At 63.5% G+C, this 16,786-nt stretch carries 19 protein-coding genes and 1 tRNA gene; 12 read left to right on the forward strand and 8 right to left on the reverse strand.

What is annotated here, in order from left to right; translation table 11 throughout:
* Positions 1-248: 248 nt before the first annotated feature.
* Together ASD01_RS27575 and ASD01_RS27580 are read right to left on the reverse strand one after the other, a co-directional pair.
* On the reverse strand, positions 249-1,508 hold the full coding sequence (locus ASD01_RS27575) for an ABC transporter substrate-binding protein (RefSeq protein ID WP_034804866.1): 1,260 nt from the start codon (positions 1,506-1,508) through the stop codon (positions 249-251).
* Between the two features lie 57 nt (positions 1,509-1,565).
* A complete protein-coding gene (locus ASD01_RS27580) occupies positions 1,566-2,462 on the reverse strand; it encodes an N-acetylmuramic acid 6-phosphate etherase (RefSeq protein ID WP_034804861.1) in 897 nt (298 codons plus the stop codon).
* Positions 2,463-2,660: 198 nt separating this feature from the next.
* On the opposite strand from ASD01_RS27580, the gene ASD01_RS27585 reads away from it, so the two are divergent.
* Genes ASD01_RS27585 through nagA form a run of 4 tightly spaced genes read left to right on the forward strand, consistent with a single transcriptional unit; the run spans position 2,661 to position 6,519 of the window.
* Complete coding sequence (locus ASD01_RS27585) at positions 2,661-3,545, forward strand: glucosamine kinase nucleotide-binding domain-containing protein (protein ID WP_034804858.1); 885 nt, start codon at positions 2,661-2,663, stop codon at positions 3,543-3,545.
* Entirely contained in the window at positions 3,542-4,306 is a 765-nt protein-coding gene (locus ASD01_RS27590) for a GntR family transcriptional regulator (protein WP_034804855.1), read from the forward strand. The genes ASD01_RS27585 and ASD01_RS27590 overlap by 4 nt, the downstream gene beginning before the upstream one ends.
* Before the next feature lie 33 nt (positions 4,307-4,339).
* Positions 4,340-5,362 (forward strand): SIS domain-containing protein, encoded by a 1,023-nt coding sequence (locus ASD01_RS27595; protein WP_034804852.1) that lies wholly within the window; start codon positions 4,340-4,342, stop codon positions 5,360-5,362.
* Entirely contained in the window at positions 5,359-6,519 is a 1,161-nt protein-coding gene (gene nagA / locus ASD01_RS27600) for an N-acetylglucosamine-6-phosphate deacetylase (RefSeq protein ID WP_034804849.1), read from the forward strand. The genes ASD01_RS27595 and nagA overlap by 4 nt, the downstream gene beginning before the upstream one ends.
* Positions 6,520-6,605: 86 nt before the next feature.
* Here the strand turns inward: nagA and ASD01_RS27605 are convergent, their stop codons facing one another.
* Genes ASD01_RS27605 through ASD01_RS27615 form a run of 3 tightly spaced genes read right to left on the reverse strand, consistent with a single transcriptional unit; the run spans position 6,606 to position 9,606 of the window.
* Positions 6,606-7,340 carry a copper homeostasis protein CutC gene (locus ASD01_RS27605; protein WP_034804846.1) on the reverse strand — a complete coding sequence of 245 codons (735 nt, stop codon included), beginning with the start codon at positions 7,338-7,340 and terminating at the stop codon, positions 6,606-6,608.
* Positions 7,337-8,248, reverse strand: a complete 912-nt coding sequence (locus ASD01_RS27610; protein ID WP_034804842.1) for an ROK family protein — start codon at positions 8,246-8,248, stop codon at positions 7,337-7,339. The genes ASD01_RS27605 and ASD01_RS27610 overlap by 4 nt, the downstream gene beginning before the upstream one ends.
* A complete protein-coding gene (locus tag ASD01_RS27615) occupies positions 8,245-9,606 on the reverse strand; it encodes an amidase (RefSeq protein ID WP_034804840.1) in 1,362 nt (453 codons plus the stop codon). The genes ASD01_RS27610 and ASD01_RS27615 overlap by 4 nt, the downstream gene beginning before the upstream one ends.
* A gap of 194 nt (positions 9,607-9,800) precedes the next feature.
* Here ASD01_RS27615 and ASD01_RS27620 point away from each other — a divergent pair, with 194 nt between their 5' ends.
* Complete coding sequence (locus ASD01_RS27620) at positions 9,801-10,532, forward strand: sulfate transporter family protein (RefSeq protein WP_034804837.1); 732 nt, start codon at positions 9,801-9,803, stop codon at positions 10,530-10,532.
* A 75-nt stretch (positions 10,533-10,607) separates the two neighbouring features.
* A complete protein-coding gene (locus tag ASD01_RS27625; protein WP_034804834.1) occupies positions 10,608-10,817 on the forward strand; it encodes a SlyX family protein in 210 nt (69 codons plus the stop codon).
* 84 nt (positions 10,818-10,901) lie between these two features.
* Here ASD01_RS27625 and ASD01_RS27630 read toward each other — a convergent pair whose 3' ends face one another.
* From ASD01_RS27630 to ASD01_RS27640, 3 genes are all read right to left on the reverse strand, one after another.
* On the reverse strand, positions 10,902-11,894 hold the full coding sequence (locus ASD01_RS27630) for a BMP family lipoprotein (protein WP_034804831.1): 993 nt from the start codon (positions 11,892-11,894) through the stop codon (positions 10,902-10,904).
* Between the two features lie 305 nt (positions 11,895-12,199).
* On the reverse strand, positions 12,200-12,853 hold the full coding sequence (msrA, locus tag ASD01_RS27635; protein ID WP_034804828.1) for a peptide-methionine (S)-S-oxide reductase MsrA: 654 nt from the start codon (positions 12,851-12,853) through the stop codon (positions 12,200-12,202).
* A 39-nt stretch (positions 12,854-12,892) separates the two neighbouring features.
* Complete coding sequence (locus ASD01_RS27640; protein ID WP_034804825.1) at positions 12,893-13,210, reverse strand: membrane protein; 318 nt, start codon at positions 13,208-13,210, stop codon at positions 12,893-12,895.
* A gap of 382 nt (positions 13,211-13,592) precedes the next feature.
* Between ASD01_RS27640 and ASD01_RS27645 the strand changes: the two genes are divergently transcribed.
* The 6 genes from ASD01_RS27645 to ASD01_RS27670 all read left to right on the forward strand — a co-directional run bounded on the left by ASD01_RS27645 (position 13,593) and on the right by ASD01_RS27670 (position 16,679).
* Positions 13,593-13,682, forward strand: a tRNA-Ser gene (locus ASD01_RS27645).
* 181 nt (positions 13,683-13,863) lie between these two features.
* A complete protein-coding gene (locus ASD01_RS27650) occupies positions 13,864-14,178 on the forward strand; it encodes an ArsR/SmtB family transcription factor (protein ID WP_034804822.1) in 315 nt (104 codons plus the stop codon).
* Entirely contained in the window at positions 14,175-14,531 is a 357-nt protein-coding gene (locus ASD01_RS27655; RefSeq protein WP_034804820.1) for an SRPBCC family protein, read from the forward strand. The genes ASD01_RS27650 and ASD01_RS27655 overlap by 4 nt, the downstream gene beginning before the upstream one ends.
* 44 nt (positions 14,532-14,575) lie before the next feature.
* Positions 14,576-15,208 (forward strand): ATP-dependent Clp protease proteolytic subunit, encoded by a 633-nt coding sequence (locus tag ASD01_RS27660; RefSeq protein WP_034804815.1) that lies wholly within the window; start codon positions 14,576-14,578, stop codon positions 15,206-15,208.
* Between the two features lie 190 nt (positions 15,209-15,398).
* Positions 15,399-15,704: a putative quinol monooxygenase gene (locus ASD01_RS27665; RefSeq protein WP_051659687.1), complete on the forward strand. Its 306-nt coding sequence runs from the start codon at positions 15,399-15,401 to the stop codon at positions 15,702-15,704.
* A 102-nt stretch (positions 15,705-15,806) separates the two neighbouring features.
* Positions 15,807-16,679: a sigma-70 family RNA polymerase sigma factor gene (locus tag ASD01_RS27670; protein WP_034804813.1), complete on the forward strand. Its 873-nt coding sequence runs from the start codon at positions 15,807-15,809 to the stop codon at positions 16,677-16,679.
* Positions 16,680-16,786 lie beyond the last annotated feature (107 nt).

The following is a 16,786-nucleotide window of genomic DNA, read 5'->3' on the forward strand; positions in this document are numbered from 1 at the left end:
TCGAGGGCTCATGACGAAGGTTAAGTCTATCGCGTTCTTTTGCAAACGACTGCGTCGGTGGCCTCCCACTGTGGGAGGCCGGTGACGCTTCGGCTGGGGGAGTGCCGTCATTCGGCATGTCGCCCCGCCCGGTCCCTACGGCATCCTTAAATCCATCCGGCTAAAGGTGCTCTATGCACGTCCAGAACGTGCGGCGCTGTAGGGCCGACCCTCCCCAAGAAGGGGAGGGAACCTGTTGCGCTTACGTCTTACTTCGCCGGCTTGTACCAGGCGTCGAGGCCCTTCTGCAGCTTCTCGGCGGCAACCTCAGGCGTATCCGTGCCGTTGATCACGTTGGCCGATTCGACCCAGGTCTCATTTTCCAGGCTCGGGGTGCCGCGTGCCAGGATCTGGTAGGTCGAGCGGATCGTCGGCTTGCACTTTTCGCGCCAGGAGACGAATTCCTGGGCGAGCGGATCGGTCATCTTCACCGGGGTCGAGTTGAGGCTGAAGAAGCCCGGCAGTGCGTTGGCGTAGATGTCGGCGAACTCAGGCGAAGCAACCCAGGTCAGGAAGGTCTTGGCCTGCTCGGCATGTGCGCTCTTGGCATTGAGGCCGATACCGATGTCGTTGTGGTCCGAAATGTAGCAGGTGTCGCCAGCATTTTTGACCGGCGGCGGGAAGGCGCCCATCTTGAACTGAGCCTGGGTGTTGAACAGGCCGATCTCCCACGAGCCTGCCGGATAGATCGCGGCGCGGCCGAGCGTGAAGAGGTTCTGGCTGTCCGGGTAGGTCTGGGCTTCGAAGCCGTCGCCGAGATAATCCTTCCACTTGGCAAGAACGCGGTAGGGCTCGACCCACGGCTCGTCGGTCAGCTTCTGCTCGCCCTTGATCAGCGCGGCGCGGCCTTCCTCACCCTTCCAGTAGTTCGGGCCGATGTTCTGGTAGCCCATGGTTGCGGCTTCCCAGAGATCCTTGGTGCCCATCGCCATCGGGATGTAGTTACCGTCGGCCTTGATCTTGTCGAGGGCAGCGAAGAATTCCGCTTCCGTCGTCGGGATCTGGATGCCGAGTTGGTCGAAGGCGTCCTTGTTGTAGATGAAGCCGTGGATGACCGATGCCATAGGCACGCAGAAGGTGGCCTTGCCGTCGTCGGTGGTCCAGGCGGACTTGGCGACCGGCGAGAAGTTTTCCATGCCCGGCAGGCTCGTCAGGTCGGCGAGGTGCTTCTTGTTGTAAAGTTCGAGCGAGACGTCGAACGGACGGCAGGTGACGAGGTCGCCTGCGGAGCCGGCGTCGAGCTTGGCGTTGAGCGCGGCATTGTATTCGGTCGGTGCCATCGGGGCGAACTTGACCTTGATGCCCGGGTTCTTGGCTTCGAAGGCCGGGATCAGCTTTTCCTGCCAGATCGCCAGGTCGTCGTTGCGCCAGCTTTCGATGGTCAGCGTCACGTCCTCGGCGTGCGCCAGCCCGGCCGTGCCGAGAATGCTCGACGCAAGCAGCAGGCCCTTGATAGTCGTACGGGTCATTCAGCTTCTCCCTCTTATGTTGCGCCGTTTTGGCGCGGTTTGAATCCCAGGCTTATGTCAGGCCGTGACGATATCGATCGCCCGGCGCAGGTTCTGTCTGGCCTCTTTCAGTGCCGCCTCCGCGACCGCAACGTCCTTCGCGCCAGAGGCGAGAAGGATTGCGACCTTGACCGAGCCGGAGGCCATGTTGATCAGCCGGCCGGCCTCGCCAGCGCCGATGCCGGTAATGTCGGTAACGATGCGGATTGCGCGGCCGTGCAGCTTGATATTGTCGGCGCGCAGGTTGACCATGTGGCCGTCGAGGACGTGCCCGAGTTGAATGCCGACCAGCGTCGAGAACATGTTGAAGGCGATCTTCTGCGCGGTACCGGCGCCCATGCGCGTCGAACCGGAAACCACTTCCGGGGGCGTCTGCAGAAGGATCGAAACGTCGGCGTCCTTGAACAGCGCCGCACCAGGATTGTTGGCGACAGCGATCACCTTGGCGCCCAGCTTGCGGGCCTCGTCGGCCGCGGCGAGCGCGTAAGGGGTGGAGCCGCTGGCGGAAACGGAAACAAGGCAGTCGCCCGCGCCGATGCCGGCCTTGCGGACGTCGTTGCGGGCAAGGTCCATGTCGTCTTCATAGCCGCCCGCAAGGTCGCTCAGGCTGGCGGTGCCGCCGGCAAGCAGAACGACGATCTGGTCCTGGGGAATGCCGTAGGTGCCGGGCAGTTCGAGCGCATCGGCCATGGCCATCAGGCCGGAACTGCCAGCGCCCGCATAGGCGAGACGCCGGCCGGATGCGAGGGATTCGGCCGCGAGCGATGCGGCAGCCGCAATCGACTCGATCGCCGCGTCGACGGCCTTGGTGGCCGCCTGCTGGCCGGACGCGAGCAGCCGGAGCGCCAGCGCCGGATGCATAAGATCCAGGCCCTTGGCGTTGTCGTGGCGCTCTTCGGTCTTGGCTGACGGCATGGGTTGTATCTCCTCTTGGTCAAATTAATGCCAAAAAAATACCAATTGTCCAGCAGAATTTAAGTTTTGACGTCTTAAAAAACTAAACAGCTAAATTAGCCCTTGAATTTCAACGTATTGCAACGAAAACGAAACTGCAGACGGATTCAGGCTTGGTTATTGGTATTTTTTTGGTATCCTCAATGGGCGGAGGTACTCATGACAAATTACCTGATCGGAATCGATGGCGGCGGAACGAGCTGCCGGGCTGCCGTGGCATCGGCGGACGGGCGCATTCTCGGGCGCGGCAAGGCGGGTGCGGCCAATATCCTGACAGACCCGGAAACCGCGCTTGCCAATATCGGTGAGGCCGCACGCGCCGCCTTTATGGAAGCGGGCCTTGATCCCCAGGGCATAACCGCTGCCAAGGCGATCGTCGGTGTCGCCGGGCACAATGTCGGCGACGCCGTGCATTATGTTAAGCGCCGCCTGCCGTTCGCCGCAGCCGATATCGAATCCGATGGCTTGATTGCCCTTCAGGGCGCGCTCGGCAATCATGACGGTGCGGTCGCTATTCTCGGTACCGGCAGCATCTATATCCTTCGCCAGGGCGAAACCGTCAGCTATGTCGGCGGCTGGGGCTTCACCATCGGCGACCATGGCAGCGGTGCACGCATCGGTCATGCGCTTCTGCAGGAAAGCCTGCTTGCCTTCGACAATATTCATGAAGCCTCGGCGGTCACCGACAGCGTCCTTGCCGAATTCAACAACGAGGCGCGCGACGTCGTCGATTTCGCCCGCCTCGCCAAGCCCGGGGAATTCGGCCGCTATGCGCCGCGTGTTTTCGAAGGCGCCGCCGCCGGCGACCCGGTTGCCGTGCGCATCCTGAAAGCCGCTGCCCTCACAGTGGACGAGGCGCTTGATGTCGTCGTTGCAAGAGGCTGCGAAAGATTGTGCCTTCTTGGCGGATTGGCGCCGCTCTATCGCCCCTGGCTTGCCGATCGGCATCAGGCCCTGCTCGTCGAGGCGGAAGCCGACGCGCTGACCGGATCGGTCGCCGTTGCCGCCCAGCGTTTCGGCACCCAGGCGAGGGCAGGCGCATGACGCACCAGCTCGCTTCCATTCTGCCGCTCGAGGGTCTGCAGTCCGGAGGGTCGGGGCCGCTCTATCTCAAGCTTCGGCAATCGCTCGAAGACGCGATCCAGTCGGGCAAGTTGAACCACGGCGACGCTCTGCCGCCCGAGCGTGATCTTGCCGACTACGCCAACATCAGCCGCGTCACCGTGCGCAAGGCGGTGGACGATCTCGTGCGCGACGGCCTGCTGGTTCGCCGCCACGGCTCCGGCACCTTCGTCGTCAAGCCGGTCTCCAAGGTGCAGCAGTCGCTCTCGCGGCTGACCTCGTTCACGGAAGACATGGCGCGCCGCGGCCTGAACACCCATGCCCGCTGGCTGGAGCGCGGCCTGTTTCACCCCTCTCCGGATGAGATGATGGCGCTCGGCCTTCCGGCCGACGCGCTGGTTGCCCGGCTCGGGCGCCTGCGCATCGCCGACGACATGCCGCTTGCCATCGAGCGCGCCAGCATTTCGGCGGAGTTCCTGCCGGACCCGCAGGCCGTCACCTCGTCTCTCTATACTGCGCTCGACAAGACCCGCTCGCGACCGGTTCGCGCCGTGCAGCGCATCTCCGCCTGCAACATCAAGGATCCGGATGCCTCGATGCTCGGCGTCGCCGTCGGTTCGGCCGGCCTTTCCATCGAACGTGTCTCCTATCTCGCATCGGGACGCGTCGTCGAATTCACCCGCTCGCTCTACCGGGGCGATGCCTATGACTTTGTCGCGGAACTGACGCTGTCGGAATCCTAAAAGCGACGGCTCCGCCAAGAAAGGGAATTGACCATGCAGACCAATATGCGCCGAGAAATCGACGAGATCCCCGAAGCCGCCCAGCGTCTGCTGGAACGCTCCGCCGACCAGCTGAAGGCCGCCGGCGCCGCACTGCGCGCCAAGGATCCGGCCTTCCTCGTTACTATCGCCCGCGGCTCCTCCGACCATGCGGCGCTGTTCCTCAAATATGCGATCGAGCTGCAAGCCGGCGTGCCCGTCGCTTCGCTCGGCCCGTCGCTCGCCTCGATCTACGGTGCCAAGCTGAAGCTCGGCGGTGCCGCGGCGATCGCGATTTCGCAGTCGGGCAAGAGCCCGGATATCGTCGCCATGGCAAAGGCTGCAACCGATGCCGGCGCGGTCTCGATCGCGCTCACCAACACGCTGCCGTCGCCGATTTCAGAGGCCTGCACCAACCCGCTCGACATCTTGGCCGGTCCGGAAATCGCCGTTGCCGCCACGAAGTCATACGTCAATTCGATCGTCGCTGGCCTTGCCGTGCTCGGCGAATGGACCGGCGACGCTGCACTTCAGCGCGCGGTCGCCGACCTGCCGAACCAGTTTGCCAAGGCCGTGAAGCTCGACTGGCAGGCCTTTGCCGACGATCTCGGCGAAGCCGAATCGCTCTATGTGCTCGGCCGCGGCCCGGCGCTCGCCATCGCCAGCGAAGCGGCGCTGAAGTTCAAGGAAACCTCCGGCATGCATGCGGAAGCCTATTCGGCGGCCGAAGTGCTGCACGGGCCGGTGGCGCTCGTCGGCGCCAAGTTCCCGGTGCTGACGCTTGCCGCCCGTGATGCGGCCGAGACGTCGGTTGCCGGCATTGCCGACGGTATGGCGGAAAAGGGCGCGGTGGTTCATGCTACCTCGAACCTCGCCGTCAAGGCCAAGCGCCTGCCGTTCGTCGAGACCGGTCACCCGATCACCGACGCGCTGACGCTGATCCTGCCGTTCTACGGTTTCGTCGAGGCCTGGTCGCGTTCGCGCGGTCTCAATCCCGATGCGCCGGCAAGCCTCAAGAAGGTAACGGAGACGAGATGAGCGAGAGGAAGGCAATCACCGGCACCCGCCTGTTCGACGGCGTCGAATGGCACGACGGCTGCGCCCTCGTCATCGAAGCTGGTCGCGTCAAGGCGATCGTGGCGTCGGCCGACATTCCCGCCGACGCCGAACGGATCGATGCCCACGGCATGCTGCTGGTGCCGGGTTTCATCGACCTGCAGGTCAACGGCGGCGGTGGTGCGCTTCTGAACGAGGAGCCGACCGTCGAAGGCATCCGGCAGATCTGCTCGGCCCATGCCAAGTTCGGCACCACGGCGCTTCTGCCGACGCTGATCACCGATACGCGCGAAATCCGAAGCGCCACCATCAAGGCCGGCCTTGAGGCAAAGGCGGCCGGTGTGCCCGGTTTCCTCGGGCTGCATCTCGAAGGCCCGCATCTTTCGGTCGCGCGCAAGGGTGCTCATGATCCGAAACTGATCCGGTCGATGGACGATGCCGATCTCGCCGAAATGCTCGATTGCGCCAAGGCGCTCGGTGTCCTGATGGTGACTGTGGCGCCGGAAAACGCCAGCAGGGAGCAGGTAAAGGCGCTCGCCGATGCCGGTGCCGTCGTCAGCCTCGGCCACACGGATGTCGGCTATGAAACTGCGGTCGCCTACGCCAAGGCGGGTGCACGTACCGTCACTCACCTCTTCAATGCCATGAGCGGTCTCGGCCATCGCGAGCCGGGCGTGGTCGGTGCTGCGCTTGCCACCGGCACGCTGCATGCGGGCCTGATTGCCGACGGCTATCACGTCGAGCCGGCGTCGATGGGCGTGGCGCTGCGCGCCAAGGTGGGGCCGGGCCAGATCTTTCTCGTCACGGACGCGATGTCGCCGATCGGCACCGACATGAAGAGCTTCCAGCTCAATGGCCGCGAAATCCTGCGCGAAGGTGGCCGCTTGACGCTTGCCGACGGCACGCTTGCCGGCGCCGACATCGACATGCTGTCTTCGGTGCGCTTCGTGCACGAGAAGCTTGGCCTCCCGGTCGAGGAAGCCCTTCGCATGGCGTCCGCCTATCCCGCCGATGCCATGGGGCTTGCCACTCACAAGGGACGGCTGAAGCCCGGAGCGGACGCCGATTTCGTGTTGCTCACGCCTGAACTCGGCATGGGCTCCACCTGGATTGGCGGCGACCAGGTCTACGCAGCCTGATTGCCGCTTACGAGAAGATTTGACAAGAAGACCCGGAAAGCGCTCCGCTCTCCGGGTCTTTCCTATGAGGGAAGGAAAGGCGCCGATCAGCGCGGGCTGCGGGCCGCAAGCTTCACCTTCATCGCCCGCACCGTCTCCGGATCGGTGCGGCGCCGATCGGAAGAAACGAACCCCATATCGACCAAGCGTGGATCCTGAGCCGGCTCACTAATCGAGCAGGAGGAGTGCACCTCGCTGACCGTGAGGTGATCGAGCAGAGCGTCGACCGTCTTCAGCGTGACGCCGGATCCCGGCATGATCGACAGCCTGGCCTTGGCAAGGCCGATGATTTCGCTAAGGCGGTCGATCGCCTGCGGCGCGCTCCTGGCCCCGCCTGAGGTGAGAATGCGCTCGAAGCCAAGGTCGACTGCGATTTCCATCGCCTCGGCGAAATCCGGGACGAGGTCGAAGGCCCGGTGCAGCGTCATGCCGAGTCCGGCCGCATGGCCGCTGAGCTTGGTGAGCATCGACGTGTCGAGCCGGCCATCGGCAAGCGAGGCGCCGAGCACGACGCCGGCCAGACCGGCATCCCGCACCGCGTCGATATCGCGGCGCATCGCGTCGAGGTCAGCGGTTGAGAAAATGAAGTCGCCGGGCCGCGGCCGGATCATCGCGTAGACGGGCACTCGTGGCGGGCCAGCCAGCGCCATAAGGCCGGGATTGGGCGTGAGGCCACCGACGGAAAGGGCGGCGCAAAGCTCGATCCGGTCGGCGCCGCCTTCGATGGCCGCGTAAAGCCCGTCGGCATCGTCGACGCAGACTTCGAGTTTGATGTCGCTCATGCCTTGTCTCCTGAAAGCCCGAGCAGCGCCGCGCCGATGAGGCCGGGCTCGATCCGGCATTCGCCGCGCACAACCAACGGCCGGTCGAACCGCCGCAGAATCCGGCTACGCACCGCCTTGTCGATCTCGGCGAGCAGTTCCTCGGCATTGGAAAGGCCGCCGCCGACGGGCACGATCGTCGCACCCGTGATGTTGATGACGAGCGCCAGCGGTGAGCTGACGAGATCGACGAGCAGGTCGACCGTGCGTTTCGCCTCGGCGTCGCCAACCTTCCAGGCCTCGATGATCTCGTGGCTCGAAAGCGTCTTGCCATGGGCCGTCTGGTGCAGCCGTTCCAGCCCGCGGGCGCCGCCGACGGTATCGACGCAGCGCTTCTGGCCGCAGCCGCAGGCATAGGCGGGAATCGCCATTGGTGGATCCCCGGCCTCCGACGCGATCGCCGGGCCATGGCCCCATTCGCCGGCGAATCCGCCATCGGCATTGATCAGCCGGCCGTCGATGACAAGGCCGCCGCCGACCCCGGTGCCGAGGATGGCACCAAAGACGATGCGATGACCGCGCCCTGCACCCGCTCCGGCCTCGGCCAGCGCAAAACAGTCGGCGTCATTGGCGATCTTCACCGGCAGATGCAGCGCCGCCTCGAGTTCAGCAACCAGTTCGAGCCCGTCGATGCAGGGAATGTTGGCGCATTTGATGCGCCGCGTCTCGGGATCGATCACGCCGGTGATCGAGATCGCCACGCAGTCCGGGTGTCCGCCCGCTTCGTCCAGAACCGATTCGAGCGCCTGCACGAACTGGCGGAAATTGGTAAGCGGCGTGGTTCGGCGCGGCAACGGAAAGATCCGGTCGCGCGAATGCACGATCGCGCCTTTGATTGCAGAGCCGCCGATATCGAAACAGACGATCATGCCTCACCCCGGATGATCGCCTCGGCCGAAAGCGCCACCGAAAGCAGCCGGTCGTCCTGGTGATGCGGGGCCGCAAGCTGGAAGCCGACCGGCATTTCCGCCGCCCCGAGCCCGCAAGGAATGGAGATGCCGCAGAAATCCAGGAAGTTGCCGATCGAGGTGTTGCGCAGCGTCTTGCCGTTGATCTTGAAGAACAGCTCGTCGTCTTCGAGAAGCGGCGCGATCGGCGGGGCGACATGGGGCAGCGTCGGGTGGGCGATGAGTTCGTTCGGCTTCAGACTTTCGACCGTCTCGTGGATCAGCTGGTCGCGCGCGTCGAGGAGCGCGATGTAGTCGGGCATGGAGATCTTCTCGCCGAGCCGCGTGCGGGCGACGACGCGTGGATCCATCGCGTTGGCCTCGGGCCCGGCCAGACGCTCGCGGTGCAGCGCATAGGCCTCCGCCGTCACCAGGGCGCCGTGGCGGGCCATCAGCCCGAACACGGCCGAGAAGGATGGAAAAGCGCGGCGGCTGACGGCAACGCCCGCCTTCTCGAGCCGCTTGATCGCGTCCTCGAAGGCCTCGACGACTTCCGGCTCCGCATCGTCGAACACCACTGTTTCCGGGATCACCAGCGCGATGCTCGAGAGGTCGGCGCGGCGCACGGTCGGCGCCGTCAGCCCGTGCATGGCGGCGTCCACCCAGACGGCATCCTGTACCGTGTGGCAGAGTGGCCCGAGCGAATCGAGGCTTTCAGCCAGCGGAAAAATGCCCTTCATCGCATAGCGGCCGCGCGTCGCCTTGTAGCCGACGATGCCGGTGAAGGCTGCGGGAATGCGGACAGATCCGCCGGTGTCGGTACCGATGGCCGCCGGCACCAGTCCGGCCGCAACCGCGACCGCCGAGCCCGACGACGAGCCGCCGGGAATGCGCTCGACGTCGGTGGCCGCCGGGTTGCGCGGCGTGCCGTAGTGCGGGTTGAGGCCAAGGCCGGAGAAGGCGAATTCACTAAGGTTGGTGCGACCGACACTGACCATGCCGGCGGCGGAAACGGCGGCGACCACAGGCGCGTCGCTCGTTGCCGGCGCGTTCGTCCGAAGCACGGCCGAGCCGGCGGTCGTAACGTTGCCGGCGGTGTCGAACAGGTCCTTCCAGGCGACCGGCAGGCCGTCGAGCAGACCGAGCGACCGCCCGGCCCTCAGACGCTTCGAGGCAGCCTCCGCATCCCGCGTCGCGCGCTCCGGCGTCAGCTCGACAAAGATGGCGTAATCGCCGTGTGCGTCGATCGCCGCATAGGTTTCCTTGGCGAGCTCCACCGGATCCAGCTTGCCGCTCTGCACCAGCACCGAAAGGCTGGCGAGTGTCTTTTGTTCTGTCATGTCATCCTCCGCGGAGCGCTGCTGCCGGCATCCCGTATGTCTACAATATCGCCGCTCCCGGCGTTTTCCATGCTTCCCTTAGACGAGGCGCATGAATCTTGCATAAAGACGGGTGCCTGCCGGGACTATCTTGTCGCCGGTAGCGCCTCTGCCTACATGCACCATCGAACCTTGGCCCATGCTGGAGAGCGATGATGATCCTGGACGCGGCGCGACTGTCGCTTGCCAATCTGTTTGCACCCGAGACCCGATCGGTCTTCTGGAAGGTGCTGGGCCTGACGATCCTTGCGCTTGTCGCCCTGTGGTTTGCGGTGCGCGAAGTGTTCATCTGGCTCGCCTTGCCCTGGATCGACACGCTGATGCCGGGCACGCCCGTCTGGGCCGGCTGGCTGACCTTCGTGCTCGGCATCTTCGCAAGCCTTGGCCTGGCCCTGGCGCTCGCCCTGCTTCTTGCGCCCGTCACCGCACTGATCGCCGGCTTCTTCCTCGACGACGTCGCCGACGTCATCGAGAAGCGTGACTATCCGAACGAGCCCCCGGGACGGCCGCTGCCGCTCGGCGAGGCGGTTGCCGGCTCACTGAAGTTCCTGGGCGTCGTGATCCTCGGCAACCTCCTGGCGCTGGTGCTGCTGCTCGTTCCGGGCGTCAATCTCGTCGCCTTCTTCCTGGTCAACGGTTATCTGCTCGGTCGCGAATTCTTCGAGTTTGCGGCGATGCGCTATCGCGCGCCGGCGGAAGCGCGGCTCTTCCGGGAAAAGCACCGCTCGACCGTCTTTCTCGCGGGTCTACTGCTCGCGGGCTTCCTGGCTGTGCCCTTCGTCAACCTTTTGACGCCGCTCTTTGCTGCCGGCCTGATGGTGCACCTGCACAAGCGTCTTTCGGCTAGGGATCCCGGGTTCTCGCTGCGTGTGGCGGCGAAGGCATAAGGCCTTGCTTGACATAAGGCCGGCTGTGGCCAATCTGCCGGCAAACGGCGCCGCGCGCCCATGGAGTTTGCAAGAATGAGCAACACCGACGAACGGATCACCCGCCTCGAGGAGACCGTGGCCCATCAAGCCAAGACCATCGAGGAGCTTTCCGATCAGCTTGCCGAGCAATGGAAGGTGGTCGAGCAGGCGCGCGCCAAGCTCGACCGGCTGACAGAAAGGTTCCTGACGCTCGAAGAGCAGTCTCTCGACGCGCCGGCAATCACGAAGCCGCCGCATTACTGATCACCGCGCTCACGTCAGGACAAGCAAAAAAATGGCCGCCGGTCCAATGAACCGGCGGCCTTTTTCATGACGCAAGCGCTGCTCTTAGTAAGGGCAGGACTCGTCGCTCATGTAGTCGTGGACCTGGACCTTGCCGGCAATGATTTCGGCTTTCACCTTTTCCACCGCGTCGAGCATCTCGGGCGTGATCAGCGCCTTGTTGTTGTCGTCGAGCGCGTAGCCGACGCCGTCTTCCTTGAGGCCGAGGTTGGAAATGCCGAATTCGAACTTGTCGTTCTTGGCTGCCGTGAAGGCTTCGTAGACGGCGACGTCGACGCGCTTCAGCATCGAGGTCAGGACCTTGCCCGGCTGCAGGGCGTTCTGGTTGCTATCGACGCCGATGCCGAGCTTGCCCGCATCTGCGGCTGCCTGCAGAACGCCGACACCGGTGCCGCCGGCTGCGTGGTAGACGACATCCGAGCCCTGGTCGATCTGGGACTTGGCGATTTCGCCGCCCTTGACCGGGTCGTTCCAGGCGTCCGGCGTCGTGCCGGTGTAGGCTTCCAGAACCTTGACGTCAGCGCCGGTCGACTTGGCGCCGCCAACGTAGCCACAGGCGAACTTGTGGATCAGCGGAACGTCCATGCCGCCGACGAAGCTGACGGTCTTCGACTTGGAAGCGAGACCGGCGAGAACGCCGACGAGGTAGGAGCCTTCCTGTTCCTTGAAGACGACCGACTTGACGTTCGGCTTCTCGACGACCATGTCGATGATCGCGAACTTGATATCCGGATATTCCGGCGCGATCTTCTCGAGCGAAGCCGCCCAGTTGAAGCCGGCCATGACGATCGGGCTGTTGCCGTCGCTGGCGAAGCGGCGCAGCGCCTGTTCGCGCTGGGCATCGTTGGCGATTTCGAACTCGCGGTATTCGACGCCCGATTCCGTCTTGAACTTCTCGGCGCCGTTAAAGGCAGCCTCGTTGAAGGATTTGTCGAACTTGCCGCCGAGATCGTAGATGATCGCCGGCTTGATGTCGGCGGCCAGTGCCGTGGCGGACATCATCGAAAAGGCAAAAAGACCGAGAATTGTTTTTTTCATCGTGCAGCCCTGTTGTCGCTATTGATCTTATTGGGTCCTCCCGCCGGCTCCCTGACGGAAGCCTGTCTGCGGAACCCACCCCCTTCTCCTTGGGGCTAGGGTGGCGCATCCTTGCACGGTCACGGCAAAAAAACACTCAAAATTTTTCAGATGGTAAAAATTGAAGCCACGGATACCGGCACGCGTAAGGCACGGGTTCTGTTGCATTTTTTGAGATCACGACAAGGTGTCCCGGTCGGTTCGGCGCGGCCTCAGGGTTGTGGGTATCGCGACCGCGCGCGGGATGCCATCCGCGGGGTATGCGTCTAGTGGCCGATCGGGCAGCTGACGCCGGTGCCGCGCAGGCCGCAATAGCCGCTGGGGTTCTTCGCCAGATATTGCTGGTGGTAGTCCTCGGCGAAATAGAACGGTCCCGCCATGCCGATCTCGGTCGTCACCCTGCCGCCGTGATTGGCGTGCTTCAGCGCCGTCTGGAAAGTGGTGCGCGCGGCCTTGGCGTGCGCCAACTGCTCGTCGTCGTAGGCATAGATCGCCGAGCGGTAGGTGGTGCCGATATCGTTGCCCTGGCGCATGCCCTGCGTCGGGTCGTGTTCCTCAAAGAAGGTCCTGAGCAGGCTCGCGAGCTTCACCTTTTCCGGATCATAGACGACCAGGACCACTTCGGCATGGCCGGTAAGCCCTGTCGTCGTTTCCTGGTAGGTCGGGTTCGGTGTCAGCCCGCCGGCATAGCCGACCGCCGTCACGTAGACGCCGGGGATGTTCCACAGCAATCGTTCGGCGCCCCAGAAGCAGCCCATGCCCAGAAGGATGCTCTTGGTGTCGTCGGGGTAGGGACCTTTCAACGGTCGGCCGGAAACGAAATGTGTCTCGGCCGTCGGGATCGCGGCGTCACGGCCCGGCAGCGCCGTCTGCGTGTCCGGCATGATCGTTTTCTTGTTGAACATGTCGATCAGGAACATCAGCACACTCCTTTCGATGCGAAGGCCGCCTGCAATGCGTCAGGCGGCGAATCGTCCGGCCGCCGGCCGCTTCTTGTATCCGACCATCCATAGCACGAGGGCGATCAGCGCCAGCACCGCAAAGGCCGGCTGTTGCAGCAGCCAATGCAGCATCCCGTGCCAGATCGTCGGTGCGGTATCGGAACGTTGCGCAAACTGGACCCAGCTTGCCGTGTCGGCGCCAAGCGCCTCCAGGTCGTCGCCGAGCGACGTCATGACCAGTTCCGATGCTGCGACCGACTGGATCGCGTCGACGGCACCGGCAAGCACGGCGGCAAACAACACGACGGCGCTCGCCAGCCTCAATAGAAATCGCATTGGATTGCATTCCCTTCAATTCGCTGGCTGGCGCCAGTCATCGGCTCGGCGCGTCGCCCTGCCGCATCTTCTCCGATCGCCCGTGCCTCGGACAAGGCCCGACAATGAAAATATGCGGCAATCTGGCATGCCGGAGGATGTGGCCGAGACGGGCCGGACGCATCGGACACGCCCTGACGCAAGAGATAAGCCCCTTGCCCGGAGTGCACAATGGGAACCGGGAACCCGCCCGCGTCACAAGATGTCAATAATCTGTCAGAAAGCAGTTGATCCCGGGCAAATCATCGGTATATAGACGCGCGTCCGCCGGTTATCAGCCGGCTGACGCCGAAGGGCCCCGCCCTTCCCATCCAGCCGGATTGACCATCGGCTGCTGACGGATGGACAGGTGGCCGAGTGGTTGAAGGCGCACGCCTGGAACGCGTGTATACGTGAAAGCGTATCGAGGGTTCGAATCCCTCTCTGTCCGCCATTTCCCCCTTGTTCTGTTTCCATTACCAATGCGCATTAAGCGCTACCCTTGTCCTATCTACTGGCGGGTATTGATCTGAGGCGCCGTGACAACGTCGGTGCGCAAAGTCGCGTCCTTTCTTTTCTCCTCCTGCTGAACAGCGCACTTGTTATTGAGATAAGTCAGTGCTTATGTGTTTGGCATGATCGAGAACGAGATATTCCGAGCCCTGGCTGACCCCACGCGCCGCGCCATCTTCGAGAAGCTTGCTGACGGAAGCATGAATGCCAGCGCTTTGCGGGAAGGTATGGACATAAGCCAGCCGGCCATGTCCCAGCACATTTCCGTGTTGCGGAGTGCCGGGTTGGTGAAGGAGCAGCGGCAAGGTCGGTTCGTAAACTACGAAGTCGACCCGGACGGGCTGGCGCAAATTGCGCAGTGGCTCGCGAAATACCGTGCCTACTGGCCGGCACGCATCGAAGCTCTGAAGATCTTGCTGAAGGATATGGACCAATGAACCACGAAATCAGCGCCCCGGACGATAACAGCCTTGAGCTGGAATACGAACTCGACGAGGCGCCGCAGAAGGTCTGGCGCGCAATCAGCATCCCGGCGTTTCGCGAAAACTGGCTACCGAAAGAGGCATTGGCCGACCCCGATGGCGCCGTCGTCGTGCCTGGAGAAGAGGTCCGCTACAGGCTGCGCGAAACCGAAGCTCCGTTTCTCGAAAGTACGGTCACATTCCGGATCGCCCCGATTGGTTCGGGCGGCACCCGGCTGCGGATCGTCCACGAACTGCCGAATGTTCGCGGCGGTCGCGTGACCAGGACGGCCGCGAACAGCAACGATACTCTCATGCTCGCCGCCTAGACCGGCGAGCTTCCCCTCAATCTCTGGATAAATGGAGTTCGCCGATGCGCGAAGCGATGCAACTCGTCCCTATGGTCGTCGAGCAGTCGAACGGTGGAGAGCGGTCGTTCGACATCTATTCCCGCCTGCTGCGCGAGCGAATCATCTTTCTCAACGGTGAGGTGAACGACACGGTCTCTGCGCTGGTCTGCGCCCAGATGCTTCTTCTCGAAGCGGAAAACCCGAAGAAGCCCATCCATCTCTATATCAATTCGCCGGGCGGCGTGGTGACCAGCGGTTTCGCCATGTACGACACCATGCGCTACATCCGGGCACCGGTGCATACACTGTGCATGGGGACCGCACGGTCGATGGGTTCGTTTCTGCTGATGGCCGGCACGCCGGGCCAACGGGCCGCCTTGCCCAATGCCAGCATCCTCGTGCACCAGCCATCGGGCGGTTTTCAGGGCCAGGCGTCCGACATGCAGATCCATGCCGAGGAGATCCTTCGCACCAAGCAGCGCATGACGCGCCTCTATGCGGAACATTGCGGACGGACCTACGAGGAGTTCGAACGCGCTATGGACCGGGACCGTTTCATGACCGCGGAAGAAGCATTGGAATGGGGCCTGATCGACACCATCCTGAAGGTTCGCGACGACGGCGAGCCGGCGGCCTCCAGCGGCTTTGCCCTCTAACGGTCTGTCACTGTTCGGCGGGCTACCGGCCGATAACGGATGGTCCGCTGCCGAGCCCCTCGAAGGCGCCCCCCTGCCAAGGGAGTATCCCCGACGTCCGAATCGCCTGGCGCTAAAAAATCGTCGCCCGCGCGATCCGTTTCGCCTCTCCGCTTCGTCTTTGGTGCATCCGCAACGAAGGAGAAGCACCATGACCACTGCACCCGTCACTCTCGTCAACGTTCTGAAGGTCGAACCCGGCAAGCAGGAGCAGTTGATCGCGCTGTTGAAGCGCAACATCGACACCGTCATCCGCACGCTCGGCGGCTGGCGGACGAGCCGGCTGATTGCTGCCAGGGATGGCGCCAGCGTCATCATCTATTCGGAATGGGAGACGCCCGCGGCCGTCGAGGCGATGCGCGCCGATGTCAGGATGAAGGCCTATTTCCCACAGATCCTCGAACTGGCGAGCCTCGAATCGGTCATCGGTGAGGTGGTCCTCAGCGATCACAGCTGATGTCGAACGGCTGTGCGTTGCCGGAGCCGGTTTCGATCGGTCAGGCAGCGGACATTTTCTTCAGTCCACGCTATCGTCCGAACCGGCCCCTGGAGATACCCGATGGAACTCGATGTCATGAATACGGAAGACTTCGAGGATCGCTTGAGGGAACTCCGGCCGCGGTTGCACCGCTATTGCGCGCGCATGACCGGCTCGGCCGTGGATGGTGAGGATGTGCTGCAGGACACGCTGATCAAGGCCGTGCAGGCGCGGGCGGATGGCGTGGTGGTGGACAATCTCGAAGGCTGGCTGCTGCGCATCGCCCACAACACCAGTCTGGATTTTTTGCGCCGGCGGTCCAGGCACAAGATCGTCCCGCTGCTCGATGACATGGAAGACGCCCCGCTGCCCGAGGCGGACATCGTCGCGATCGGCTTTCAAACTTTCCTGCAACTGCCGGAACTTCAGCGCTGTGCGGTGATCCTGAAGGATGTGCTTGGTCATTCGATCGAGGAAATCGCCGCTATCGCCGAGTGTACGCCGGCGGCGGCCAAATCGGCGCTGCAGCGCGCCAGGGTGGCGCTCAGGCACCTGACCGAACGCCCGGAGGATATGCGGCTGCCGCTGATGTCCGACGCGAACCGGCACAAACTGGCAAGTTTCGTGCGCTTCTTTCAGGGCGGCGACTTCGATGCCATCCGCGCCATGCTGGCCGACGATGTAAAACTTGAGCTGGTCAACAGGCTGAAGCTGGAGGGTCGCGAGGGCATCAGCCGCTATTTCACCCGCTATGCGCAGGAGACAAAGTGGCGTTTCGCGCTCGGCGCAATCGAAGGGCGGCCGGCCATGCTGGTTTTCGACAGTGCCGGCCCCATGAAAAAACCGGCGCATTTCGTCGTTCTCGATTGGCGTGGAGACGAGATCGCCGCGATCCGCGATTTTCTCTTCGCCCCCTATGTGCTTGAAACCGTTGATTGGGTTCGTCTGGCTTGAACTGCGAGACAGCGGCTCTTTGCCGATTGAGGGTCCGTTCTCCGTCAAATGTTGACGGTTCCGCGCTATTCTTGGACCTTCGCTGGTATCGGCAGCCGTTGGGTTTC

Source organism: Ensifer sp. Root423, assembly GCF_001426275.1.
Classification (GTDB): Bacteria; Pseudomonadota; Alphaproteobacteria; order Rhizobiales; family Rhizobiaceae; genus Ensifer; species Ensifer adhaerens.